Annotated in this window: 20 protein-coding genes; 7 read left to right on the forward strand and 13 right to left on the reverse strand. The window is 64.5% G+C overall.

Going from position 1 to position 23484, the window contains the following annotated elements; translation table 11 throughout:
- Positions 1-1308: a type III glutamate--ammonia ligase gene (gene glnT, locus P2G67_RS13115; RefSeq protein WP_275823683.1), complete on the forward strand. Its 1308-nt coding sequence runs from the start codon at positions 1-3 to the stop codon at positions 1306-1308.
- Between the two features lie 73 nt (positions 1309-1381).
- Here the strand turns inward: glnT and P2G67_RS13120 are convergent, their stop codons facing one another.
- Both P2G67_RS13120 and P2G67_RS13125 read right to left on the reverse strand, forming a co-directional pair.
- A complete protein-coding gene (locus P2G67_RS13120) occupies positions 1382-1735 on the reverse strand; it encodes a DUF488 domain-containing protein (protein WP_275823684.1) in 354 nt (117 codons plus the stop codon).
- Positions 1704-2150, reverse strand: coding sequence for an RrF2 family transcriptional regulator (locus P2G67_RS13125; RefSeq protein ID WP_275823685.1), 447 nt, complete (start codon positions 2148-2150; stop codon positions 1704-1706). Before P2G67_RS13125 ends, P2G67_RS13120 begins: the two co-directional genes overlap by 32 nt.
- An 87-nt stretch (positions 2151-2237) precedes the next feature.
- On the opposite strand from P2G67_RS13125, the gene P2G67_RS13130 reads away from it, so the two are divergent.
- From P2G67_RS13130 to mtnA, 3 genes are all read left to right on the forward strand, one after another.
- Positions 2238-2738 (forward strand): group III truncated hemoglobin, encoded by a 501-nt coding sequence (locus tag P2G67_RS13130; RefSeq protein WP_275823686.1) that lies wholly within the window; start codon positions 2238-2240, stop codon positions 2736-2738.
- A gap of 37 nt (positions 2739-2775) precedes the next feature.
- A complete protein-coding gene (locus tag P2G67_RS13135) occupies positions 2776-3465 on the forward strand; it encodes a 5-formyltetrahydrofolate cyclo-ligase (protein ID WP_275823687.1) in 690 nt (229 codons plus the stop codon).
- A gap of 61 nt (positions 3466-3526) precedes the next feature.
- Complete coding sequence (mtnA, locus tag P2G67_RS13140; RefSeq protein ID WP_275823688.1) at positions 3527-4624, forward strand: S-methyl-5-thioribose-1-phosphate isomerase; 1098 nt, start codon at positions 3527-3529, stop codon at positions 4622-4624.
- 12 nt (positions 4625-4636) lie between these two features.
- Here the strand turns inward: mtnA and P2G67_RS13145 are convergent, their stop codons facing one another.
- The 8 genes from P2G67_RS13145 to bcsA form a co-directional block, all read right to left on the reverse strand.
- Positions 4637-5770, reverse strand: a complete 1134-nt coding sequence (locus P2G67_RS13145; RefSeq protein WP_275823689.1) for an NADH:flavin oxidoreductase/NADH oxidase — start codon at positions 5768-5770, stop codon at positions 4637-4639.
- 76 nt (positions 5771-5846) lie between these two features.
- Entirely contained in the window at positions 5847-6203 is a 357-nt protein-coding gene (locus P2G67_RS13150) for an AzlD domain-containing protein (RefSeq protein ID WP_275823690.1), read from the reverse strand.
- Positions 6200-6931 carry an AzlC family ABC transporter permease gene (locus P2G67_RS13155; protein WP_275823691.1) on the reverse strand — a complete coding sequence of 244 codons (732 nt, stop codon included), beginning with the start codon at positions 6929-6931 and terminating at the stop codon, positions 6200-6202. The genes P2G67_RS13150 and P2G67_RS13155 overlap by 4 nt, the downstream gene beginning before the upstream one ends.
- Positions 6932-6986: 55 nt before the next feature.
- Entirely contained in the window at positions 6987-8492 is a 1506-nt protein-coding gene (bcsN, locus tag P2G67_RS13160; RefSeq protein ID WP_275823692.1) for a cellulose biosynthesis protein BcsN, read from the reverse strand.
- The gene (locus P2G67_RS13165; protein WP_275823693.1) at positions 8489-10507 is read right to left on the reverse strand and encodes a coiled-coil domain-containing protein; all 2019 of its coding nucleotides are present in this window, start codon (positions 10505-10507) and stop codon (positions 8489-8491) included. Before P2G67_RS13165 ends, bcsN begins: the two co-directional genes overlap by 4 nt.
- On the reverse strand, positions 10501-11532 hold the full coding sequence (locus P2G67_RS13170) for a family 8 glycosyl hydrolase (protein WP_275823694.1): 1032 nt from the start codon (positions 11530-11532) through the stop codon (positions 10501-10503). Before P2G67_RS13170 ends, P2G67_RS13165 begins: the two co-directional genes overlap by 7 nt.
- On the reverse strand, positions 11519-13990 hold the full coding sequence (locus P2G67_RS13175; protein ID WP_275823695.1) for a cellulose biosynthesis cyclic di-GMP-binding regulatory protein BcsB: 2472 nt from the start codon (positions 13988-13990) through the stop codon (positions 11519-11521). Before P2G67_RS13175 ends, P2G67_RS13170 begins: the two co-directional genes overlap by 14 nt.
- Positions 13991-14247: 257 nt before the next feature.
- Positions 14248-16473: a UDP-forming cellulose synthase catalytic subunit gene (gene bcsA, locus P2G67_RS13180; protein ID WP_275823696.1), complete on the reverse strand. Its 2226-nt coding sequence runs from the start codon at positions 16471-16473 to the stop codon at positions 14248-14250.
- Positions 16474-16951: 478 nt separating this feature from the next.
- Between bcsA and P2G67_RS13185 the strand changes: the two genes are divergently transcribed.
- Positions 16952-19048, forward strand: a complete 2097-nt coding sequence (locus P2G67_RS13185) for a diguanylate cyclase domain-containing protein (RefSeq protein WP_367575377.1) — start codon at positions 16952-16954, stop codon at positions 19046-19048.
- Between the two features lie 159 nt (positions 19049-19207).
- Here P2G67_RS13185 and P2G67_RS13190 read toward each other — a convergent pair whose 3' ends face one another.
- Entirely contained in the window at positions 19208-20119 is a 912-nt protein-coding gene (locus tag P2G67_RS13190; protein ID WP_275823698.1) for a cation diffusion facilitator family transporter, read from the reverse strand.
- A 182-nt stretch (positions 20120-20301) separates the two neighbouring features.
- On the opposite strand from P2G67_RS13190, the gene P2G67_RS13195 reads away from it, so the two are divergent.
- On the forward strand, positions 20302-22152 hold the full coding sequence (locus tag P2G67_RS13195; RefSeq protein ID WP_275823699.1) for an ABCB family ABC transporter ATP-binding protein/permease: 1851 nt from the start codon (positions 20302-20304) through the stop codon (positions 22150-22152).
- 5 nt (positions 22153-22157) lie between these two features.
- On the opposite strand, the gene P2G67_RS13200 is transcribed toward P2G67_RS13195, so the two are convergent.
- Positions 22158-22331 (reverse strand): hypothetical protein, encoded by a 174-nt coding sequence (locus tag P2G67_RS13200; protein ID WP_275823700.1) that lies wholly within the window; start codon positions 22329-22331, stop codon positions 22158-22160.
- Positions 22332-22505: 174 nt separating this feature from the next.
- Between P2G67_RS13200 and P2G67_RS13205 the strand changes: the two genes are divergently transcribed.
- Positions 22506-22919 (forward strand): CopD family protein, encoded by a 414-nt coding sequence (locus P2G67_RS13205; RefSeq protein ID WP_275823701.1) that lies wholly within the window; start codon positions 22506-22508, stop codon positions 22917-22919.
- A gap of 14 nt (positions 22920-22933) precedes the next feature.
- Here P2G67_RS13205 and P2G67_RS13210 read toward each other — a convergent pair whose 3' ends face one another.
- A complete protein-coding gene (locus tag P2G67_RS13210) occupies positions 22934-23449 on the reverse strand; it encodes a DUF2231 domain-containing protein (protein ID WP_275823702.1) in 516 nt (171 codons plus the stop codon).
- Positions 23450-23484 lie beyond the last annotated feature (35 nt).

A 23484-nucleotide genomic window follows, 5' to 3' on the forward strand; every position in this document is an offset into this window, starting at 1 on the left:
ATGGCAAGTAAGTTGGAACAGGCTGCCAAAGACCGAGGTATCAAATATTTTCTTGTATCGTTCGCGGACCTCAAGGGTTCGATGCGGGCCAAGTTGGTTCCAGCCGTCGCGATCGCTGGAATGGAAGAGGATGGCGCCGGCTTCGCCGGCTTCGCGACATGGCTTGATATGTCGCCGGCTGACGGCGACATCCTGGCCGTGCCCGATCCCGACAGCCTGATCCAACTGCCCTGGCAACCGGAAGTCGGATGGGTTGCCGGCGACCTCTGGATGAACGGTGAACCGGTGGAGCAGGCGCCACGCAACGTTCTCAAGCGCGTCATCGAAGCCGGCGGCAAGCACAACGCCTATATGCGCAGCGGCGTGGAACTGGAGTTCTCGCTGATCACCCCCGACGGCTCGGCGCTTGCCGATACGGCGGATTGCGCCATCAAGCCCTGCTATGATCCCCAGGCCCTGATGCGGCGCTTCGATCTCATCCGCGAGATGTGCGACGCCATGCAGGAACTGGGCTGGGAGCCCTACCAGAACGACCACGAGGACGCGAACGGCCAGTTCGAGATGAACTGGGGCTACGCCGATGCCCTGATCACCGCCGACCGCACCATGTTCTTCAAGTACATGGCCAAGACTCTGGCAGAGAAGTACGGCCTGCGCGCCACCTTTATGCCCAAGCCCTTCATCGACCTGACGGGCAACGGCTGCCACGCGCACATGTCGCTGTGGGACCAGCGTGAAGGCGGAACCAATCTCTTCATGGGCGATGGTGAACTGGGCCTGTCCCAGACCGCCTATCACTTCCTCGGCGGCCTGCTGCATTCAGCCCCGGCGCTCTGCGCGCTGACCAACCCAACGGTCAACTCCTACAAGCGCATCAATGCCCCCACCACCGCATCGGGCTCCACCTGGGCGCCCAATGCGGTGACCTACACCGGGAATAACCGCACCCACATGGTGCGCATCCCGGACTCAAACCGGCTGGAGTTGCGCCTGCCCGATTGCGCCGCGAACCCCTACCTGATGCAGGCAGGCATGCTTGCATCCGGGCTGGATGGCCTGGAGAACAAGCGCGATCCGGGGGAGCGCCTGGACGTGAACATGTACACGGACGGCCACCTCTACAACAACGTGCCGAAGCTGCCGCTCAACCTGCTCGACGCGCTGCGCGAACTGGAAGCCAACGATGTCTTCCGCAAACACATGGGCAACGACGTGATCGACGGCTTCATCAAGCTGAAGATGGCCGAATGGAATGACTACGCGCGTCATCTCACCGAGTGGGAGCGGCGCACGACCCTCGACTGCTGATTGCGGTTCTTATCACGACCTGCCGAGCGGCTCCTTCCGGTGTGGAAGGAGCCGTTCTGCGTTTCGCAGGCATTCAGTCGAGGCCCTCCAGCAGGTCGGAAAGGATCCTGGCATGGTTGCGCTCGCGATCACGCGCCGCATAGAGCAACGTGATCGGCCGCTGGTCGGCGCGGCGTTGTAGGGCGCGCAGATCGTCGTCGCGCCCGCTCAGTTCAGCGCGGTAAGCCGCGAAAAAGGCGTCCCATGCCTCGGGATTGCGATGAAACCAGCGCCGCAGTTCGCTCGACGGCGCCAGGTCCTTGGCCCAGTGGTCCACCGCCGCCCGCTCCTTGCTTACGCCACGCGGCCAGAGGCGATCCACGAGCACGCGCAGACCATCGTCATGGGCCGCGGGATCATAGACGCGCTTGAGGTGAATCCGCGACATTCCCGCCTCCTCCTGGCGGCCAGGCACAATCAATCAAGGGCGTCTTGTCCAACTCGCGCAAGAAGACTTCGCGCGCCGCGCTCAATCGCCCGCGCAACAAGCATCCGGGGGTCAGGGTGCAGCTGCCGCCGTCGTCCCGGAAGCACTCCACCAGCGGCGCATCACCCTCAAGGCGGCGGATGACCGCCCCCAGGCTCACCCTGTCTGCCCCCTCGGCCAGCCGGATGCCGCCGCCCGCACCCTTGCGGCTTTCTACCAGCCCGGCCTGCACCAGTTCTCCCACCACCTTGACCAGATGGTTGCGTGAGACGGCAAACTCGCGGGCCAGGGCCTCGGTGGTAAAGCGCGTTCCCGGCGCTCCAGCCAGGCGCATCAGCACGCGTAGCCCGTAGTCGGTGAAAGAAGTCAAGCGCATGGCTGCATCCGTAATCTCTTGGCAGCTGTCAGTATGGCATGATAAATAGGTATCTCAAATACCGATTTAACGACGCCTGAGGACGCCATGGCCGCCAGTCGCGAAACCAATCCCGGTACAGCCAGTCAGCGCCGCATCCAGCTGACGGAAGAAATCATCGAGCGTACCGGCATCGATGATGCGATGATCGAGACGCTCGTGCGCCGCTTCTACGAGCAGGTGCGCAGCGACCCCTTGCTCGGCCCGGTGTTCGAAGCGCGGATCGTGGACTGGGAGCATCATCTGCAACGGATGTTTGCCTTCTGGTCATCGGTGGCGCTGATGACCGGGCGCTATCACGGCCAGCCAATGCAAAAGCACGCCCCCCTGCCGGTGGACAGCCGACACTTCAATCGCTGGCTCGCTCTCTTTGAGCAGACGGCGGCGGATGTCTGCCCTCCGGTGGCGGCAGCCCATTTCGTGGAGCGTGCGCACCGCATCGCCGACAGCCTGGAGCTGGGTGTTGCGGTGCAGAGCGGCCACCTGCTGAGCAAGGGCGAGCGCCTTCACCGCCCGGACCATGAAGTCGAACTCCCGCCCGCATCCTAGCGCGGCACCCCTTTCACCCGCACCCGAGAGCAGCAGCATGAGTGACCCGAATGACGAGACTCCGGCCGGCTATGCCTCCCCGCCCTGCCTGATGCATGAAGTGGACCCGGCCTACAGCGGCCTCGCCAACACGGCCGACCCCAGCCAAAAGGCCGACGTGCAGCGCTGGCGCAAGGCGGAGCGGGATCGGCTGGTAAAGGCTCGCCTGGCTGCGCCCCTGGAGCAACGCAAGGCCTGGGGTGCGACGATCGCCGAGCGACTGGCCGATGCCATCGGCGACCCAGCCGGCCTGACGGTCAGCGCCTACTGGCCCTTCCGCGGCGAACCGGACCTGCGCGGCCTGCTGAAGCAGGTGATTGCCGGGGGCGGACGCGCTGCACTGCCGGTCGTGGTGGCCAAGGCCACGCCCTTGATCTTCCGCACCTGGGAACCGAGAGCGCCCCTGGAGCGGGGCGTCTGGAACATCCCCATTCCGGCCGAAGGTGCCGAGGAGGTCACGCCAGACGTGGTGATCTCGCCGGTGATCGGCTTTGACCCCGACTGCTATCGCCTGGGTTACGGCGGGGGCTTCTTCGACCGTACCCTTGCCGCCCTGCCCCAGCGCCCGCGTGTCTTCGGTGTCGGCTTCACCCTGGCGGCCATCCCCACCATCTATCCGCAGGCCCACGACATCCCGATGGACTGCGTGGTGACGGAAGAGGCCGTGGTGCATCCCCGAGAGACTTGAACGCAGCCTTCCTCGCGCCCACAACAGGTCCCTGAAGCAAGACAAGCGTGGGACTGAAGCGATGAAGGTGGACGGACGCCACTACCGCACGATCTGGAGCGAGCGCGACGACCGGGTGCAGGTCATCGACCAGACCCGCCTGCCGCATGCCTTCGAGGTACTCACGCTCGAGGATCTGGAGGCCGCCGCCCAGGCCATCGAGCGCATGGTGGTGCGCGGCGCTCCCCTGATCGGCGCCACCGCCGCCTACGGCCTGGCGCTGGGACTGCGCCGGGACGCCAGCGACGACGGCCTTGAAGGGGGCTACGCCCGGCTGCTACGCACCCGCCCCACGGCCGTCAATCTCCGCTGGGCGCTGGACGCGCTGCGCAGCACGGTCGCGCCTCTCCCGGTGGATGAGCGCGCAGAGGCTGCCTGGCAGCATGCCGCCCGGCTCTGCGACGAGGATGTGGAACTCTGCCGGCGCATCGGCGAAGCCGGCCTGCCGCTGTTCCGTGCCGCCGCCGAAGCCAAGTCCAGCGGCGAGCCCTTGCGGGTACTGACCCACTGCAACGCCGGCTGGCTGGCGACGGTGGACTGGGGCACGGCCCTGGCGCCCATTTACATGGCCCATGACGCCGGCATTCCAGTGGAGGTCTGGGTCGACGAGACCCGGCCGCGCAACCAGGGCGCCGCGCTGACCGCCTGGGAACTGGGCCGCCACGGCGTGCCGCACAAGGTGATCGCCGACAATGCGGGCGGCCACCTGATGCAGCAGGGGTTGGTGGACCTCTGCATCGTCGGCACCGACCGGACCACCGCCAATGGCGATGTCTGCAACAAGATCGGCACCTACCTGAAGGCGCTGGCCGCCAAGGCCAACGGCGTGCCTTTCTATGTCGCCCTGCCCTACCCGACCATCGACTGGCAGGTGGAACGCGGCCGCGACATCCCCATTGAGGAGCGCAGCAGCCGCGAGGTCACTCACATCTGGGGTCGGGACGAGGAGGGGCGGATCCGCGAGGTGCAGGTTACGCCCGACGGCAGCGCCGCCGCCAACCCCGCCTTCGACGTGACGCCGGCGGAGCTCGTCACCGCCTTCATCACGGACCGGGGCGTCTGCCCGGCCAACCGCGCCGGACTCGCTGGGCTGTACCGGCAGGCCGAGGCCGGGCAATAGGCGCCCTTCAGTTTAGTTTTTGATCAGCGCGCGCTGACGGCGCTCCAGCCACCAGCCGGCCTGCTGCGGCCAACGCTGGAAGCCTTCGGGGACGTCACCTTCCAGCTCCCCGATGGCCGTAAGCGCCCAGTTCGGGTGCGCCAGGGCTTGGCGGCCGATGGCGATGATATCCGCCTTGCCCTCGGCCAGAGCCGCCTCGGCCTGTCTCGCCTCCAGGATCAGGCCGACGGCCATGGTGGCAATGTCCGCCTCACGCCGCACCGTTTCGGCGAAGGGAAGCTGGAAGCCGGGACCGCGCTTCACCCGCGCCGCGGTAGCGGAGCCGGCCAGACCGCCGGACGAGCAGTCGATCACATCGACACCGATCTCTTTCAGGCGCCCGGCGAGCCAGACCGTGTCCTCGAGCTGCCAGCCCCCTTCGATCCCATCGACGGAGGAAAGCCGCACGAAAAGCGACTTGCCAGCCGGCCAGGCCTTGCGCACCGCCTCGGCCACCTCGAGCGGAAAGCGCGCCCGGCCTTCCCGATCGCCGCCATAGGCATCCTCGCGGCGATTGCTGATCGGCGAGAGGAAGGAGTGCAGCAGATAGCCGTGGGCCGCGTGCAGCTCGATGACCTCGAAGCCCGCCTCTTCGGCCCGCCCCACCGCGGCGACCCAGGCCGCGATCAGGCGCTCCATATCGGCGCGCTCCATCTCGCGCGGCACCAGCCAGCCCTCGTCCATGGGTATGGCGGTGGGTGCCATGGTTTCCCAGGTGCGCTCGCCCTGGGCAAAGTTGGACTCGTCCAGGGGGCCATTGCCTTCCCAGGGCCGCTGCATGCTGGCCTTGCGACCGGCGTGGCCCAGCTGGATCCCCGGAACCGTGCCGTGGGCTTTCAGGAACTGGGTGATCCGGTGCAGGCCGGGAATCTGCTCGTCCTGCCAGAGCCCGAGGCAGCCGTGGGTGATCCGCCCTTCGGGCACCACCGCCGTCGCTTCCGTAAAGACCAGACCGGCGCCGCCAAGTCCGAAGCGTCCGAGATGAACGAAGTGATAGTCACCGGCGAAGCCGTCGCGCGCCGAATACTGGCACATGGGCGAAACGGCGACGCGGTTGGACAGCGTGACATCGCGCAGGCGAAGCGGGGAACCGAGCAGACAGGACATAGAGCCTCCGGGCCGTGGATAACTGAGTGTGGCAGCGGGCAGCCGCGCGGCGAGTTTAGCCCCGGCGCCGGACCCTTTACCAGTGCAGGCCCGAAACGACGCCGTCGCTCATCACCTTTATGAGCATCAGGCCGGCGCCCCCGGCTATGACGCCCAGGAAGAGGTTCTTGCGCGTGAGCAGGAAGACGGCCAGAGCCAGCGCGCTGGCCAGCAGGCGCTGCCAGAGCGCCGTTTCCTCCAGGATGCCGGCGGGCATGAAGACGATGCGGGCAATCAGCGCCGCCAGGGTCGCGTAAGCAACACAGGCAAGCCAGCGGAACACCGGCCGATCGGTGTCGAGCCGGCCCGAGACGAACACACCAGTGCCGCGCCAGAAGTAGGTCGCAAGAGCACAGGCCAACACCAAACCCCAGAGCGACCAATCGCTACTCACGAGCGGCGCTGCCCGGTTTCGAGGAGGAGAAAGGCGAGTGTCCCGCCCAGTACACCGGCCAGGATCAGGCTCCACTCCGGCACCAGAAGATGCAGCAGCGGCCCGGCGATGGCGCCGCACAGCAGGGCGGTCACGCCCAGGCGACTGCGGGTCTCGCCGCATAGCACCAGGAAGAAATACATGGGGTTGAGGAAGACCAGCCCCAGAGTCACCAGGTCGGTGAAGAGGTAAGAGAGTTGATAGCCGATGATCGTTCCAGCGGCGCAGGCCAGCCAGAGCAGCACGGTGAAACCGAGAAAATAGGGCAACCGCTCGACCCGGCGCATCTGCGGAAAGCGCCGCATGGCCACGGCCCAGCCGGTCATGGCGACCAGGTGACCGGCCAGATAATAGTGCGGCGCCCGCCAACGGGGGTGGCGCAGACTGGGCAGCAGTGAAGCGGTCATGGGGAAGAAGCGCGCCGCGGTGAGCATCACCGCCAGGATCAGAGCCGGTGCCGCCGTGCCGAGATTGTAAAGTTCGATCAGGGCGATCTGCCCGGGAAGCGCCCAGATCGCAAAGGTCGAGACCAGACTCAGCAGCAGTGAGAAATCGGCATCGCGGGCCAGGGCGCCGAAACCGATGTAGCCGGCCCCGAGCACCGCCGCAGGCGTGCCGCCGGCTTCGCGCATCCCCTGCAGCCAGGCGCGGCGCAGCGCCGAAGCCGTCCCCTCTCCTAATTCACTCATGAACTTGCTGTGGCACAGCCGCGCCGAATGGTCCAGCGGTCAGCCGGCAACAGGCTCAGGCCCCGGGCCGCACCACCATGCAGTCGCGGCCGCGCCCCTTGAGGCTGCTGCAGGCCTGCCGTGCCTGCGCTTCCGCCAGGCTGGCCAGGCGGGCGCGGTAAAGGGTCTGGCCGTTCACCCGCACCTGCGGCACCGAGACATGCCCACCTGGCAGGGACAGCGAAGAAGCAGCGGATGTGGCCGCGTCGCGGGCCATGGCTTCGCGGCTATAGGCACCGACCTGCACCGACCAGCCGCCACCTGCTCCGGAAGACGCCGTGCGGGGTGCCGGCGGACGCGCGGGGACTTGCTGGCGTTGCGACCGGGCCGCAGCGGTCGAGCCGGGCCCCGGCAAGGGAAAAGCCCCGGCACCCGTTTGGGATACCGAGGCCGTGGCTTGTGGGCGAGGTTGAGGCTCAGGCGCCCGGCTGCTGCTCTGTTGCGGCAGGGGGAAGGCACCGCTGCGGGCATCGGGCGCTTTTTGCAGGGGCCGGCTCTGTTCGTGGATCCAGGGAGAGAGCTGGCGTGGCCCGCTGGGCACCGTCGGCGCGACACTTCTGCTCTGGGCCGGCGGCGAGGCGGAGGCCGGAGGCGGCGGCTCTCGCGGCGCCACAGATCTGGGCAAAGGCATCACGCCCTGGCGCGGCGCCGGCTGTTGGACTCTGGGTGCAGGCGCCGAACGAACCGGCGGTGTGCTGGCTCTGGGCGCCGATTGAGCCGGCGGCCGCCAGGCGGGAGTCGCGGCTGGCGCTGCGACGCGAGGTGCTGTCCGGGGCGCAATCTGCGGCGCCTCGACGCTGGGGACCGGGACCGGCGCATAGGATGTACCTAGGTCGCTGTAGTAAGAGGAGGTTCCCGAGTTGGGCACCGCTCCTCCCCACAGAGGCAGAACCCCGGTGTCCATGCGCACGGCCCCATTCTCGAAGCCGTAGAGCAGCGCTTCGGGTGGCACGTCCGAGCCACCGCAGCGCCGATACTCCATCTCCAGCGCGCTCATATAGGTCGGCAGGGTCCTGGTCGGGTGATCAAGCGTCTGCCAGGCGAAGACGCAGCTCTGATCGCCATGACGGGCTGTGGCATAGACATAACTGCCATAGCGGTTGTTGCGGGGTGCCGCCTGGATCTCCGCCCGAATGCCGGGAAACTCCTCCTGCAGCCGGCGCTGGATCCGTGCCTGGGAATAGCGAGTTCGCGAGAGGCTGTGCCGTTTCAAGGCGAACCAGTCTGCCGCATCGGTACCCTTGGTGAAGAAGCGCAGCGACATGTAGTTATCACCGGGCAGGTAGCTGTCACTGGCCAGCCCCAGGCGCTGTTCCATTCCGTTGTCCCAGAGCCGCTGGGACACGCCGATCAGCGATCCGGCATCTTCCGGCGGAAAGAGAAACAGCGACTTGGAAACCTCCAACCCGTCCCACTGATAGGGCGACAGGCGCTGCTCCAGCGTTTGTGGAGGACCGGACTGGCAGGCCGCGAGCAGGAGCGCCACCAAAAATGTGGCGATGAATGAATGAGTACGGGTCATTTCAGCTCACGTTCCTTGAGGAGCCGCAAGCCCAACTGCGTATCACGGGTGCTCATCTGTTGGTCCAGGCGCTTGAAGGTCGTGCGCGCCCTCTCGAACTGGTTGGAATTCAGATAGGCCCAGCCCTGGAGCTCCGCGAGATAGCGCGGCAGCGGCGCAACACGCTGATGCGCCTCCATCAGTCGCAAGGACTGCTGATAGTCGCCGTTGTCGAAGGCCGCTGACGCCATGTTGGCCATGGCTTGGGAAAAAACCTCCTGCTTCTGCTCTGCGGTCATGGGCAGGGCGTGCATCTGCTGCATGGCCTCGTCCACCTGACCACGCTGCAGCAGTGTGAGGAGATAGCCATAGCTGGCCTGGGCATAGGCCTCCTCGTCGCGCGCCTCGGCCATCACCTGTTGGAAGGTGGCCATGGCTTCGGCGCTTCGATCCGCTTCCAAAAGACACCAGGCCCGAACGCTACGGTCACCGCCGGAGAGCGACGGCCCGCTAGTCAGCTGCAGGCAACTTGCGATCTGGCCGCGCTGCAGGGCCGTGGCTGCGGCACTTGGTGCGCCCCCGCCGCCGTCGCCCAGCATCTCGGCAATGCGCGAGGATCGGCCGGCCCATTCCGCTGCCAGCGCATCGAACCCAGCCTGATCACCCAGCTGCTGCAGGGCCACTGCCAGGCCCACAGCCGCATCCTCACTTTCACGCCAGTTGAGAGACTGCCGGAACCAGGCCTCCGCCGCATAGGGTTCCTCCAGTTCCATGGCAGCCCACCCCAAGGCCAAAGCCGTCGAGGCATCGCGATTGCGCTCCGCGTACTCGGCAAGCTTTGCAGCCACCTCCAGGTTCACCGGCTTGCCGTCACCCCCAAGCCTTCCAGTCAACAGGCCGATGTAGCTGCGGTAGATCGCCGGGGAAGAACTGGCATGCCGGGAAGCCAGCGCCTCGGCATCGCCGGTTCGTCCCAAGCGCATCAGGGCCAGCACCCGTCCTTCCACGGCATCGATGCCAGCACCCCAATCCTGCGCCGCCTGAAACCAGGAGTTGGCATCGGCCCAGGAACGGCGTTCGGCAAAGTACCAACCAAGGGTCAGGGCCAGTTCGGCGTCCTGCCCCTCACGGGCTTCGCCCTGCAGGCCCTGCAGCAGTTCCGGCGCCAGATCCTCGCCGCCGGAAAGCCGCTCGGCGAGGCGGCCGCGACGTAGGTCCTCGCGCACGCGCGCGGCCTCCTCGGTTTGCCCCAGACGACGTTCCACCAGGGCGTCGAGGGCAATCAGCCGCTCATCGTCCAGCAGTTCACTGGCCTTCTGCAGAGTGGCAAGCAGAACGCTCTCGTCGTTGCAGGTGGAAAGGATGCCGCGATAGACCTCAGCGCCCTGGTTCGGGCGCTCCATGCGCACAAAGGCCTCAGCCACTGTCCAGGCGTTATCGACGCGCTCGCAACTGATCAATGCCGGTTCTTCGCGCGACAGTTCGATAACCCGGCCCCACTGCTCCGCCTGCGCGGCCGCACGCAGACGCTCCTGCGCTTCAGCCAGATCGAGTTGTTCCAACAGTTCTTCCGAGGGGGAATAGCCCGGGGAGGTCTGCTGCAACTCCGCAATGCTCTCGCGCACCTCGGCATAGCGACCCTCGGCAAAGAGATTCCAAAGCGGCGACTCGTCGAAGCCGCCGCCCGCATCGGGATTGAAGAGGTCGTCCGGAGGCTGCCAGGTGGGATCGATGGAGCGCAGCCGGCGGATCTCGGCTTCCAGCCGCTCCAGATCGCGCATCCGCGCGTAGTAGCGCAGCGCCGTTTCATCCAGCGCGTCGTCCTCTTCGGCCTGCGCCGCGGCGCTCTCACCCGAGCCGTCGGATGCCCCGCTATCCTCCTCCGATTCGGCTTCCTCCTGGACCTGCGGCGCCACCGTTTCCTCGGTCGATTCCGGTTCTTCGTTCTGGGCATGCAACTGGTTCGGCTGCCCAAGCATAAGGGGCAGCGCCAGCATGCCCATCGCGATCAACCATCGGCACCAGCGTCTCAGCATTCCGGAAACCCGCGGTCTCTGTACAGATTCGACAACAACAGGAGAGTCGCGGGGTAGTAAAAGCTTTCTGGTGAAAGACTCCGCTGTCCCACTCCCTGCTCTTGCCTTGCGCAGGCAAGCAACTGCCGCAATGCATCGTAGGCGGGATCGTCGTTGAATTCTACCTCTGCCTCGCCATCCAGCGGCTGAATGACCGGGAAAGGCGTACCTTCATCGCCCCAGGAGCGCGCAAAGGCGCCCGGGACTTCAGCTTCTTCCACCCCGCCACCCGCCAAATAGAGCGGCACGCGCAGCGCGTTATAGCCGGACTCCCAGGGCAGGTCCTCGGTGGGAGCGAAGCTGCCATCGGCTTGCACGACGACCCAGTCGGGGATCAAGGGATAAGTGGCGATCAGATCGCGCAAGAGCTCACGCCCACTGTCGATCAGGGCCTGCCAGGTCGGATCGGGATCGAGTTCCTGCATCTCCTCCAGGCTAGCAAAAATCCAGTAGGAGGGGTTCACCACCAGACCGTCGTCCTGATCGAAACCTTCACTCCCGGGAATCAGCAGCGTATAGGGCCCCACCTCGCGCACCAGGTTGTTGCGGATCGCCAGCGCAAGGTCCTCCGCTGCCTCGCGGTAGTCCTGTCGTTGCCAGCGTTTTGCAGCAAGCGAGAGGGCGTGCGCGATCAGCAGATCCCCGTCGGACGCATTGTTCACGTCGGTGATCGGCGGCTGGGACTCGGGATCGTAGCGCCAGGCCACCAGCCCGTCGTCGCGGATCAGGAGGTTGTTGCGCGTCCAGGTCCAGACCCGGGCAAAGACGCCGGGACTGTCCAGTTCGGCCGCAAGCAGCAAAGTGTAACCCTGGCTTTCGGAATGGGAGATGCCCGCATTGCCGTCATCGACCACGCGCCCATCCGCCGCCACGTGAACCTCCTGGAACACCTCCCAGGAGCGTTGCAGCGAATCCCTCGCATGGCTCATAGCGGACAGCCCCACCACCATCACCATGGCACCCAAAAAAGCCTTAACCCAGATCACGACGGCGGCGATCCATCCGCAGCAGCATGTAGGTCACCGCGCTGAGCAGGAAGACAATCATGCCCGTGCTCACCAGCAGGGCCAGCACGTTGCGCGACAGCCAGTTGCTCAGAATGAGACGCAGATTGCCCAGTGATGTGGTGGGCGGCATCACCGTGTAGGGTTCTCCCACTGCGCCCGTGCCCAGCGTTTGCGGCTGCGGCCCCCATACTGCCAAGTCTCCCTTCAAGCTCACCCAGTAGTCAGGCTGCACCAGTCGCTTGACGCCGGCAAGCAGAAGTCGGCTGTCGAGCGCGGTGACCAGCGTCACGGTCCGCCCGGGAGAGCTGTAGGCCTCGTACTGCATCATGACTGCGGTCACATCGCCGCTGCTTCCACTCAGAAACCGCTGGGCGGCCTGCTCTGCCTGCATGCTCTGGGCCAGCGCGGGGAGCAGGCTGACCAGACGATGATACCAGCTCCGCTCCGAGTCCTCCTGCTCGCGCGAACCGCGACGCCAGCTTTCGCGCGGCGTGCTTTCATCCGCTTCGTCGCTCTCGTCAAAACTCTGAGCGACAATGCGCTCCTGCGGCACGCCACTGCGCATCGCCTCGATCCGCTGCAGCAGCGACTCGGTGGCGGTGGTGGCCGCGATCTCGCGTTCATCCGACACCAGAGGATCGATCGGACGATGGTAGTTCCAGGCAGTCACGATGTCCTGCTGGCGCAAAGGCGCGTTGGCGAAGACTGTCGGCCGCAGGTTGTTGGTCGGCCCCACGACCAGAAGGTTGCGCGAAGACATGTCCGGATAGCTGAAGGTCGGACGCAAGCGCAGCCGGTCGTCCGCCTGCCGCGCCACCGCTGCCGCAACCACCAAGGCTGAGTTGATCGTCTGCAGATCCCGCACCGCGATATAGAGATCGCTCAGCACCGGCTGTCCGTTGTTCACGTAGGGAAAGCCCCGCTTCACGAAGAGATCCAGGTCCGGCAAATGCCCCAGTCGGGCATAGCCGGGGAATGTCAGCTCCGTGTCGGGATGCAAGACGAAGCGCGGCGGTTGGTCGATGTTGATGGTGCCGGGCGGACAGAAGCCCTGATTGTCGGCATTGAGAGCCGGAAGGCTCACCTCGAACTCAATCTCGTTCACACCCGGCTTGAAGTTGCGCAGCGGCAAGCTGATGAGCCTGTCGTTCATCACCTCGCCCTGGGGGTCGTTCAAGCCGAGCAGGGCCGAACCGGTGCCGTTGACGAAGATGTTCAGCGCGCTGTTCCGGTCCAGCCCAGGCGCATAGGAGGCGTTGAGTTTCAAGGTGACGGCATCATCGTTGGCCGCGAAGAAGTCATCCGGAAGCAGAAGTTCCGTTTTGATCGAGCGGCGCAGTCCGCCCACTTCGGTTTCCGGGGTCCCGAGCTGGGCCAGAGTGACACTCTCGCCACCTTGGATGGGCTTGCGCGGCGGCCGGGGGCGTTGCAGAGCCGGTGAGAGATCAGAGATCACGGCGTTGGAGCGGGCCGGCATCTCGAGCTCCTGCGAGGCCCAGGCGGCAATCGCATCACTCACCTCTTCCCGGTTCTGTCCGGAAAAGATGAGCACCGCGCTGCCGTCGCCACGTCCCAGATTATGTACGCCCACGTACGGACCCGAGACGAAGCTCATGATCTCACGCGGGACCATTCCGCTCAATTCGTTGGCGGTGCCGAAAAGCGCCAGCATGCCGCCGGGTAAGGCATCGCGATCAAAGACCGGCAGCGCCGTTGCAGGGCGGCCAGCGCGCTCCAGACTCTCAAGCGACACAAGTTGAAAGTCCGGCAGGTCTCCTGGTGCGCGCCGGGCTGCGCCCTGGACCAGCTCAAGAGCGTCGGCAACCCAGTCTTCAGCCGGGCTGTTGGAGGGCGCCAGCAGAGTAAGCCGCCGCGGCCCGTTTATGCCCGAGGCCAGGGCATAGTCAAAGCTCGCCAGGGAGGGGGGAGCCAGAGGCTGGGCCAGGCGCACCTCGATCCCGCTGGCCAGAGCGTCCACCGCGCTCCAGAGTTCGTAGATGCCATTGATCGAACAGAGAACGCGGTGGTTCTGTCGCGCGCGAACCACAACCTCGTTGGGCCCTGGCCGGAGCAGCCCCTCGGGCAGATCTGCCCGTATGTCCTGCGCTCCGGAAACGGCACGCGGCGCGAAGCTGGCAACCAAGCGACCGTTGACGGCGACGTCAAGACGAGAGGCGGCGGGCAGAACCTCGACCGAGTTCAGATAGCGAATGAAAATGCGGGAGTCGGCGACCACTGATTCCGCCGGCAGGGTGACCGTAAAGCGGCGCTCGGCCTCCTGCTGCTCCAGGAGAACTTCTCGATTGTCGTCCGGCAGATTCCCTTCGAGCGGCAGAAAGCGCCAAGCTGCGCCGCGCTGCGCCTCCATACGAGGATCGCTTTGCAGGACATAGGGATCGCGCACGCTCGGTGCTTCACGCTCCACGTTTGTCTGCACCTGCGATTCCTGGCCGGAACCTCCCTGCCGCTGCTGTTGCGGCAGAACGCGAAGGTCCGCATCAGGATCGCCGAGCGCCCCAGTAGCGCCAGATTGCCCATTTTCCATCTCGTTCGCATCGAGTGGTGGCAAGGGAATCAGGGTCTGCGCTTGCGCGTTTGCGCTGCCAAGAGCAAACGCGATGCCACAAAGGGCTGTCAGTGCAACACCCAGAAACGCCGAACGCAGCCGGGTCATGTGCCATCCCCCAAATCCGGTCATCCCGCAGCCTCCATTGGATGGTGGGAGAAGCGGCTGTGACCGACATCCTTTTTGCTGACCTCGAGCACCGGATCGAAACCGCGCGGAGAAGGCGCGTCCTGTAGCTTTAGGAGGAAGCGAGCGACGTAGTAGATCGAGAGCGCAGATCCCAGAAGGAAGCGCAGTACACCCATAACAACACCCGGCGATCGGGCTCTCCGCCCCTCCAGGAAGGCAACCCACCGGTTACTGCTGATGAAGATCAGCTCGGCGATCATCCCGAATTCCGCACCGGTGGGCTCGACGAACTCGGCCCCGATGGCGATACCTTCTTCTTCCACCCGAACGTTTCGCAGTTGAATGCGCAGGCGTCCCGACGCCTCCTCACCCGGTTTGACGAAGGACACCGCCAGCGGATACGATTCCAGTTCCTCCTGGGACGCCGCTCCGCGTGGTAGCAGCACCTTCACGCCCATGATGGACGCGTCGACGATATAGGCCGGGAGGCGCCGTTCTTCACCGATCATCAGCGCGACCGGCTCCTCGATCTGGACCCGCGGCGCCCGCCTGACCTGCTTGCGCTCGCAGACGACGCGCAAGCCCTGGACGGCCAACAGGAAGCCGAAGAGATTCCAGCCGCCGACCACCAGCACGATGTCTTGCGTGTCGGGATAAGCAAAGTAGCGCCAGACCGTCGCAATCAGGCCAAGCGTGAGGAAGCCCGTGATGATGAAGAGCGGCCTGGCCTGCTGCGACAGCTTGTTCTTGTCGACGGTCTCACCCTTCGCCGTGACGTTGAAGGAGGGCGCGGTCGGCTTGAGCATCACTGAGATCAGCGCCCGGGCCATGAAGGTTGCCTGAATGAACTCGTAAAGCTCTGACAGAAGCGGCCAGCGCGTTCGGCCGAAGAGGTAGCTCGATGTCAGGAGCGTCACGCCGATGTAGAAGGTGGTGTAGGCTAGGAACTCCGCCGCGGTGGCACTGTAAACCGCCAGGCCGAAGAAGAGATAGAACAGCGGCATCAGGAAGAAAGTCAGCCGCGCGAAGCCGAAGAACCAGAAGAGGTTGCTGGAGAGGTAGCCCAGACGCTGCCCAAGATCGAGGCCGCGCCGAAACAGCGGATTTTTGAGCAGGAAGATCTGCACCATCCCCTGACCCCAGCGAATGCGCTGGCTCATGAAGGAGCTGAAGGTCTCCGGCTGCAGCCCCGCGATCATGGGCTTGTCGATGTATAACGATTCCCAGCCCAGTGCGTGCAAATCCACAGACGTCTCGCAGTCCTCCACGATGGTGCGACCGGAGAAGCCTCCCACCTGCTCCAGAGCCTGGCGCCGCAACACGGCCGCCGAACCGCAGAAGAAGCTCGCGCCCCAGCGATCGAGACCACGCTGAATCACGCCGTAGAACATCTCGTTCTCACCCGGCATGTAATCGAAGGTGTTGAGGTTGCGCTCCAGCGGGTCCGGGTTGATGAAGAAGTGAGGGGTCTGGACCAAGAACAACTTAGGCTTGTCAGCAAAGTGCCCGACCGTGTTTTCCAGGAAGTCTTCCGTCGGTGCGTGGTCGGCATCGAGCACCGCGATCAACTCGCCGCGGGTCTTGGGCAAGGCTGCGTTGAGATTTCCGGCCTTGGCATGCTCGTTGCGCTCGCGCGTCAGATAAACGACGCCCAGTTCCCGGCACATCTCCTCGAGCAGCTTCCCGCGCTTGACCGCATCTGCCGAGGCGCGGCGTTTTTGATCGGTACCGCCGTCATCCAGCAAATAAACCGTCATTCGGCCCTGGGGATAGCGCATCCGTGACGCGGCCGAGAGCGTTGCGGCAAGAATGTGAGGGTCTTCATCGTAGGTGGGGACGAAGACATCGACACTGGGCGCCTTCGAGGGGTCATCGTCGAGCTTGGCCACCGGCCGGCGCATTGGGTCGATGACGATGAACAGGCTGATGAAGAACATCAGCATCGCGTAGACCTCCGCCCCATAAAGCACCACGCCGGGCACGAAGGCATAGATATCCTCCACAGGAGGAATGGTGTTCTGAGTGCGCCAGATTAGGTAGCGCAGCACCATGAAGCTGGCGACGCCGCAAAACAGCACGCGGAAGAAGCTGGTGCGCGGAAGGCGGCCAATCACGATCAGGGCGACGAACAACGTCATGCTGAGCGCGATCTGGGCATCGGCGCTCAAGGGCTGGCCGGCAAGGACCAGATGTATGAGGAGGATCAAGACCCAAAGGGCCAACATGACGAGCATCATTTCGGCTACTGAAGCTGCCCCACTGTTCACATCCGCAGAGAGCGAATCTCCCTTGCCAAACCATAAGGCAATGCGGTGACAAAAATAAAGATAAAATTGTACCTATATATCGTCCAAACACTTATCCCTTCCAGCGCCTACTGAGACGGCTTTCCGACCAGCGCTCTCAGACCGGCTCACAGTGACCAATGCTCAGAGTTAACCATCAGCCAGCTTATAAAATTTATGAGAGATTTACCCGCACCCTGACATATCTTAAAACAATTTGCGTTACAGTGAGTAGCTGGGGAAAGGGCGCGTCGCCCCTTTCTAGGCGCCTCCAATGAAATTCGACTAAAAGCTGTGGCGTCTCGCTCTACAATGACTAACATATCCAGTAGCGAGATAGCTGATTTTGGGAATCCTGTTTTTGTGCCATCCAGGCTGGCGGAGCGGCCGGCCGGAACATTGACACAAGGAACATTCAATGGCTGAGCTTTTAGATGGGGTCGAAGAAGCCTGTGCGCGAGAGCTGATGCTTCGCCCCAGCGCAATACAGCCATACGGTTTACTAACGGTGGTCGATCGGGAAAGTGATCAGATCACGATGGCCGCAGGGGATTTCGGCGGATTTCTCGGCAAAGAAATTGCCGCCAAAGGGGGCGCTCTGGCCGACCTTGCCGGTGATTCTCTGGAAAGCCTGATCGCACGCAGCGGCGAACCCCTCTCCCACATACCTATTTACCTGACCACCCTGAATGGCTCTCCTCGTGGCCCGCTGGTTCTGCTTGCGCACATCCTCAACAGTGACGGCCCCGTGGTGGTCGAGTTCATTCCCGCCAAGGACCCGGAGGCGTTTCCAGCAGATTACCAAAACAGCACCCCCCGACTGCTGTCCCGTCTGCGCGGGACCATCGAGCGCATCTCCTCCGCCGAGAGCCTCGATGACGCCTTCAATAGGACGACCCGGGCGATCAGTCAGATCACCGGCTATGACCGCGTTTTGCTCTATCGCTTCCTCGAGGATGGCACGGGAACGGTGGTGGCCGAATCCAAGACAGCCGAGCTGAGCAGCTATCTGGACCATCGCTTCCCAGCCTCGGACCTGCCCACACAGGCACGCGAACTTTACAGAACCAGCAGGTTCCGCCTCATTCCCGACGTCAATTACAAGCCTGCGCCGCTGCGCGCCCTGAATGGGAGTGACGAGCCGTCGCTCGACATGAGCCATTCCCTGCTGCGCAGCGTTGCGCCGGTGCATCTGCAGTATCTGCGCAACCTGGGCGTCAGCGGATATATGTCGCTGTCGCTCTTGGTGGAAGGCGAACTCTGGGGCTTGATCGCCTGCCACAACAGCACGTCGCGGGTCATCCCCTACGAGACACAGGAGGAGTGCTGCCACATCGCGGAACTGCTTAGCCGGCAGATCGAGTCTCGGCAACGCGAAGCGGCATTTTCTAAGAAGGCGCAGATGGATGCCGCCAGCACCGCTCTGCTGCGCAGCATCGTTGCCATGGACCAAGACGAGTACGCACTGTTGGGTCGCGGCTCCGAACTGCTGGACGTCGTCCCCGCCCACGGCGTGGCGGTGACCTACCAGGACAAGGTTGCGGCCTACGGAACGAATCCAGGTGATGCCGCCATCCTGCATCTGCGCGACGCCCTGGCCGCCAAAATGGGAGAAGAGGGCTTCTACGCCACCCACTGCCTGGCACGGGATGTACCTGCGGCACGCGCCTTTACGCCCCGGGCTGGCGGCGTGCTGGCCATTCGCCTCTCCGTCAATACCCGAGCCCTGGTTCTCTGGTTTCTGGCGGAGCAGATCGAGGAAATCAAATGGGTCGGCAATCCCCACGAGTCGACATTCCTGGACGAGGAGACAGGCAAGCTGAACCCGCGCGCTTCATCCGCCGTTTGGCGGGAAACGGTGCGCGGACGTTCCCGCCCATGGCTGGCCGCGGAACTCGCCGCCGCCCGCTTCTTTCAGGAGCGCGCGGCCTTCGTTTTCCAGTCACGCTACGTTGCCGACCTGAACGAATCCCTGCGCCTGGCCAACCAGGAGCTTGCCAACTTGGCCTCGACGGACGGCCTCACCGGCCTCGCGAACCGGCGAATCTTTCAGGAGCGCTTGCGTTCGGAGTGGGCACGGGCCCTGCGGGAGGAAGCGCCGCTCTCCCTGGTCATGCTCGATATCGACTACTTCAAGCGCTACAACGATCACTATGGCCACCCAGCCGGCGACCAGTGCCTGGCGGCCGTGGCCAAGGCGATCGATGGCATCGCCAAGCGACCGGGGGACCTCGCTGCGCGCACCGGCGGCGAGGAGTTTGCAGTGCTTCTGCCCGCCACTGACCTCCAGGGGGCCGAAGCAATGGCAGAGCAATTGCGCCAGCGGATCACTGGCCTGCAACTGCCCCACAGCCTGAACCCGGAAGGCATCGTAACCGTCAGCTTGGGAGTTGCCGCGACGCGGCCGCACCGCAGCGATGCAGAAACCCGGCATCGCCTGGTGCTGGCAGCGGACGTCGCGCTTTATGACGCAAAGAACTCCGGCCGCAACCGCGTTTGCGTCAGCGAAATTTAGCAGCGTGCCGGTAGAAGCCCGCGCCGCGTCACGCGGGCGGCGTGAGGTCGAAGGCGGCCTCGGCATCGGCGTGAGTGTCTTCCTTACACGCCCTGAGAGCCTTACGCGCCCTGAGAGCGGCATGCACACGCAAGGCGCTTGCCATCACCTGCCCAAATCCTATCTCACCTCTTCACTCGGAACGGCACGCAGCACGATCACGGGATCGACGCCGGGGATCTCTTCCATCATTTGCTGACTCATGCTTTCCGCCAACGCGGAGGCCTCGGCCAAGGGGCGCTTGCCATCAAGGAAGAGTTCCATCTCCACATGTAGCGTTTCACCGGCCCGTCGCGTTCGAATGCGACCGAGCTGCTCGAAGGCCTCGATGTTGCGAGCTAAGACTCGGTTAACGGCATGCTGGGCCGTCTCCGGCAGGGAGCGATCGAGCAGATCCGGCAGGGCGGCACGCAGCATGGCCACAGCCGTTCCCACCATGATGACGATCACGCAGAGCGTCCCGATCTGCTCCGCCAACCGTGCCACCTGCGGGTCCGAAGTGATCATCGCCACCGCCACGGCGATCACCACGAAGATCGAGGCGGCAGTCTTCACCCAGCGGGCATGGTACTGCGCGCGCACGATGATCGAGCCGCCATCGCGACTGGCCCGATAGAGGGAGAAGAGCTGTATCCCGTTCAGCACCACATTGAGGCAAACCAGCATCACCGCCGACGTCGCGAGAAAGGGACTCGGTCGATGCTGGGGCGCGAGGCCGGAAATGCGCCAGAGCAGCAATCCCGCCGCCAGCAACAACAGGCAGGCGATCAGGATGGTGATGGCCTGCTCGAGCTTTCCGGAACCGTATTCGTACCGCCCAAGCTTGCCGCGGTGAATCCGGCGCAGGGTGATCAGTGAGACGATGCCCACGACCGTCAAGAGACTGCCGCGCAGGCTTTCGGCGATGATCGGCCAGGACATGGCCATGAAGCCGACGATGAAATAGGGAATAAGAATAAGGAAATCGAGGCCGACGGCCAAAGCCACCGCCCACTCCCGTCTCCGCTCCACCCGCCCTGTCATTGGCGCCATCGCCTTCTTGCTGGCTTGTTCTTCTCTCACCCGGGAAGTTGCACCTCATTCGAAAACTGCCCAGACAGATCATCTACACCCAATTGGCGTGTGCAACCAGATGCATGTTTAGATTTCGATAGCACTGGAACTATTGAATTTCACCGGACAAACCTCATCTGCTAGGCATGCCCCGCCAGCACATGCCCCCTTCCCCAGCCGATCGCAGTCACTGGCAGACCCTGAAGGATCTGCTACCGGAACTCTGGCCCGACGATGAGCGCGCCTTGCGCGGCCGCGTGGTCGCAGCAATCGTCTGCCTCGTCCTGGCCAAGGTCGCGATCGTGCTGGTGCCGCTGCTGTACAAGCAAGCGGTCGACGCGCTGACCGCCTATGCCGAAGCAGATGTCGATCTGCGCTCCGAACTGCTGCTGCCCGTCTGGATCATCCTGGCCTACGGGGCGGGGCGGGTTCTCTCGCTCACCTTTCAGGAATTGCGCGACTTCTTCTTTGCCCGCGTCGGCCAACGGGCGGTGCGTCGCGCGGGCCTGCGCACCTTCCAGCATCTGCACGCCCTGTCGCTGCGCTTCCATCTCGAACGCCAGACCGGCGGCCTCTCGCGGGTGATCGAGCGCGGCACCAAGGCCATCGAGACGCTGCTGAACTTCGCGCTCTTCTCGATTCTGCCGACCTTCGTCGAACTGGGACTGACCAGCGCCATCCTCTGGTGGCTCTATGGCTGGGAGGTGGCAGCAATCACCTTCGCCACCGTCGGCATCTATATCGTCTATACCTATCGGGTGACCGAGTGGCGGCTGCGGCTGCGCCGGGCCATGAACGAGAGCGACCAGCAGGCCAATACGCGCGCCATCGACGCCCTGCTGAACTACGAAACAGTCAAGTACTTCACCGCCGAGAGCCGGGAATCCGCCCGACTGGAGGAGGGTTTGCGCGCCTATGAGCGGGCCGCCACTGCTTCCAAAACCAGTCTCTCGCTGCTGAACATCGGTCAGGCAATCATCATCGGCTTCGGCGTCACCGGCCTAATGCTGCTGGCCGCGGTGCGCGTGCAGGCCGGCACCATGACGGTGGGCGACTTCGTCGCGGTCAACGCCTACATGATGCAACTGGCGCAGCCGCTCAACTTCATCGGCTTCGTCTATCGCGAGATCAAGCAGGCGCTGGTGGACATGGAAACCATGTACTCCCTGCTGCGTGTGGAGCAGGAGGTCACCGACCCGCCCGGTGCACCGGCCCTCAAAGTCAGCGGCGGGCGGGTGGCCTTCGAGTGCGTGGGCTTCGGCTACAGCCCCGACCGCCCGATCCTGAAGGACGTCACCTTCGCTATCGAGCCGGGGCAGACCGTGGCGGTTGTGGGCTCAAGCGGCGCGGGCAAGTCAACCCTCTCGCGGCTGCTGTTCCGCTTCTATGATGTGGACGAAGGCGCGGTGCGCCTCGACGGGCAAGACATCCGCGATGTTTCCCAGACCTCGCTGAGAGCCGCCATCGGAATCGTTCCTCAGGACACAGTGCTCTTCAACGACACCCTTGCCTACAATATCGCCTACGGTCGCCCAGAGGCCACCAGGGCGGAGATCGAGGAGGCGGCGCGTATCGCCAGCCTAGATGCCTTCGTTGAGAGCCTGCCCCAGCGCTACGAGACCACCGTGGGCGAGCGTGGCCTCAAACTGTCCGGCGGTGAGAAACAGCGGGTCGCCATCGCGCGCATGGTGCTGAAACGCCCGGCGATCATCGTCTTCGACGAGGCCACCTCGGCGCTCGACAGCAAGACCGAGCAGGAGATCCTCGCCGCCCTGCGCGCGGTGAGCCAGGGACGCACGACGCTGGTCATCGCCCATCGCTTATCCACCATCGTGGATGCCGACGAGATCGTTGTGCTCGACGCTGGCCGCATCGCCGAGCGTGGCACCCACAACGAACTCCTGGCTCGCGACCGCCTCTACGCCGCCATGTGGCGCCGCCAGGCCGAGGGGGCAGAGCTAAATGGACAGAGGGTAGTGGCGGAGGAGGCGTCGGTGACCCCGGAGCCTTGAGCGCGCTACAGCAGCAGCCACGCTGCGATCAAGCCAATGGCGGCAAGAACCATGCTGATGCGCAGGACCCAGCGCATGTGGCCGAGTGTGGCCCCCTGACGTGCCTCCGCAGGGGGAGGATGCTCGGGATCCTCTTCGCGATGAGGTTGGTCGCGGTATTCGGGCGGTGTGCCCTTCATCTGCTCCTCCTTGCTCGTCGCTTGAGACGATACTGCTGACAATTAAACAGGCTCGGCCGCAGCCTTGTTCCAAATCTCCGGCCCGCCTTCAGCCGAAACGGGAACCGGGAGCGCCTCCGAACCATTGGGGATGATGGCGGCAGGATCGCGGTCGTCGCGCATGGGGAGCGTATCTTGGCCTGGCTCAAGGGCTTGCACATGGTCACGCTGTTGGTTTGGTGTGCCGGGCTGTTCTACCTGCCCGCGCTCTTTGCCGCCCATGCCGACACGGCGGGTGGACAGTCCTTTCGCCGCCTGAGGGTCATGACCCGCGTTACCTTCGTCGCCGTGACCTCGCCGGCTGCGGTGCTGGCCATCCTGTCCGGCAGTGCACTGGTCTATGCGACGGGGGTTTCGGGTGCCTGGATGGCCCTGAAGCTGGTTGCGGTCAGCCTGATGGTGCTCTTTCACCTCTACTGCGGCCGGGTCTTGGCGGTGCTGGGCGACACGCCCGGCCTGCGCTCCAGCGCGGCGCATTTTTCGCTGCTGCTGGCGCCGACACTGTTGATCCCGACGGTGCTCTGGCTGGTTCTGGGCAAGCCGCTGTGATGCGCGCCGAACCGCTAATCCCCCTCCTCGTCGATAACGCCTACCTGGTGTTCGAAGACCAATTTGCCGCCCAGCCAGCCGGCGATGGAAACCAGCAACGCGCCCAGCGCCGACAGCCCGATACCCAAGGGCAGCACGGCGGCGGCCGGATCCTCGATGCGCCAGACCCAGTTGGTGAAGCCGACCGACAGCAGCATTACGGCAGCAACGAAGTGATTCCAGCCCGCCGCGCGGCGCCGGATACCGGACACGGCCAGCAGTTCCACCGTGCCGCTGAGCCCGGCCAGCGCCCCCATGCCGGTGCCGACGCCCAGCAGCCAGATCGACATGCGTGCCCAGAAATCATCATCCGTCCACCAGAAGGCCAGGTCGCTGCCCAAGGCCGAGAGCAGCAGCGCGATGGGAAAGGTGATCAGCATGGGATGCAGCGGGTGGCCGGCCACCGCCACCATCGTGCCGGTTCCCTCCTCCGGCGGCGGTGTGGCCACCCGCTCCAGCCCATGCTCGGACGTCTCGCGCCTTTCCGCCATGTCGTTGCACTCCCATTCGTGCTTACCAGCTGCAC

This window comes from Aquibaculum arenosum (assembly GCF_029222965.1).
In the GTDB taxonomy this organism is placed as follows: Bacteria; Pseudomonadota; Alphaproteobacteria; order Kiloniellales; family DSM-21159; genus Aquibaculum; species Aquibaculum arenosum.

Bases quoted from the DNA above. Each gene is read 5' to 3' on its own strand.
- P2G67_RS13190 (WP_275823698.1), bottom strand. From the start codon at position 20,119: ATGGCGCCAATGACAGGGCGGGTGGAGCGGAGACGGGAGTGGGCGGTG.
- P2G67_RS13185 (WP_367575377.1), top strand. From the start codon at position 16,952: ATGGCTGAGCTTTTAGATGGGGTCGAAGAAGCCTGTGCGCGAGAGCTG.
- P2G67_RS13165 (WP_275823693.1), bottom strand. From the start codon at position 10,507: ATGCTGAGACGCTGGTGCCGATGGTTGATCGCGATGGGCATGCTGGCG.
- P2G67_RS13130 (WP_275823686.1), top strand. From the start codon at position 2,238: ATGGCCGCCAGTCGCGAAACCAATCCCGGTACAGCCAGTCAGCGCCGC.
- P2G67_RS13125 (WP_275823685.1), bottom strand. From the start codon at position 2,150: ATGCGCTTGACTTCTTTCACCGACTACGGGCTACGCGTGCTGATGCGC.
- bcsA (WP_275823696.1), bottom strand. From the start codon at position 16,473: ATGTTGGCCCTTTGGGTCTTGATCCTCCTCATACATCTGGTCCTTGCC.
- bcsN (WP_275823692.1), bottom strand. From the start codon at position 8,492: ATGACCCGTACTCATTCATTCATCGCCACATTTTTGGTGGCGCTCCTG.
- P2G67_RS13200 (WP_275823700.1), bottom strand. From the start codon at position 22,331: ATGAAGGGCACACCGCCCGAATACCGCGACCAACCTCATCGCGAAGAG.
- P2G67_RS13210 (WP_275823702.1), bottom strand. From the start codon at position 23,449: ATGGCGGAAAGGCGCGAGACGTCCGAGCATGGGCTGGAGCGGGTGGCC.
- P2G67_RS13120 (WP_275823684.1), bottom strand. From the start codon at position 1,735: ATGTCGCGGATTCACCTCAAGCGCGTCTATGATCCCGCGGCCCATGAC.
- P2G67_RS13135 (WP_275823687.1), top strand. From the start codon at position 2,776: ATGAGTGACCCGAATGACGAGACTCCGGCCGGCTATGCCTCCCCGCCC.
- P2G67_RS13145 (WP_275823689.1), bottom strand. From the start codon at position 5,770: ATGTCCTGTCTGCTCGGTTCCCCGCTTCGCCTGCGCGATGTCACGCTG.
- glnT (WP_275823683.1), top strand. From the start codon at position 1: ATGGCAAGTAAGTTGGAACAGGCTGCCAAAGACCGAGGTATCAAATAT.
- P2G67_RS13155 (WP_275823691.1), bottom strand. From the start codon at position 6,931: ATGAGTGAATTAGGAGAGGGGACGGCTTCGGCGCTGCGCCGCGCCTGG.
- mtnA (WP_275823688.1), top strand. From the start codon at position 3,527: ATGAAGGTGGACGGACGCCACTACCGCACGATCTGGAGCGAGCGCGAC.
- P2G67_RS13195 (WP_275823699.1), top strand. From the start codon at position 20,302: ATGCCCCCTTCCCCAGCCGATCGCAGTCACTGGCAGACCCTGAAGGAT.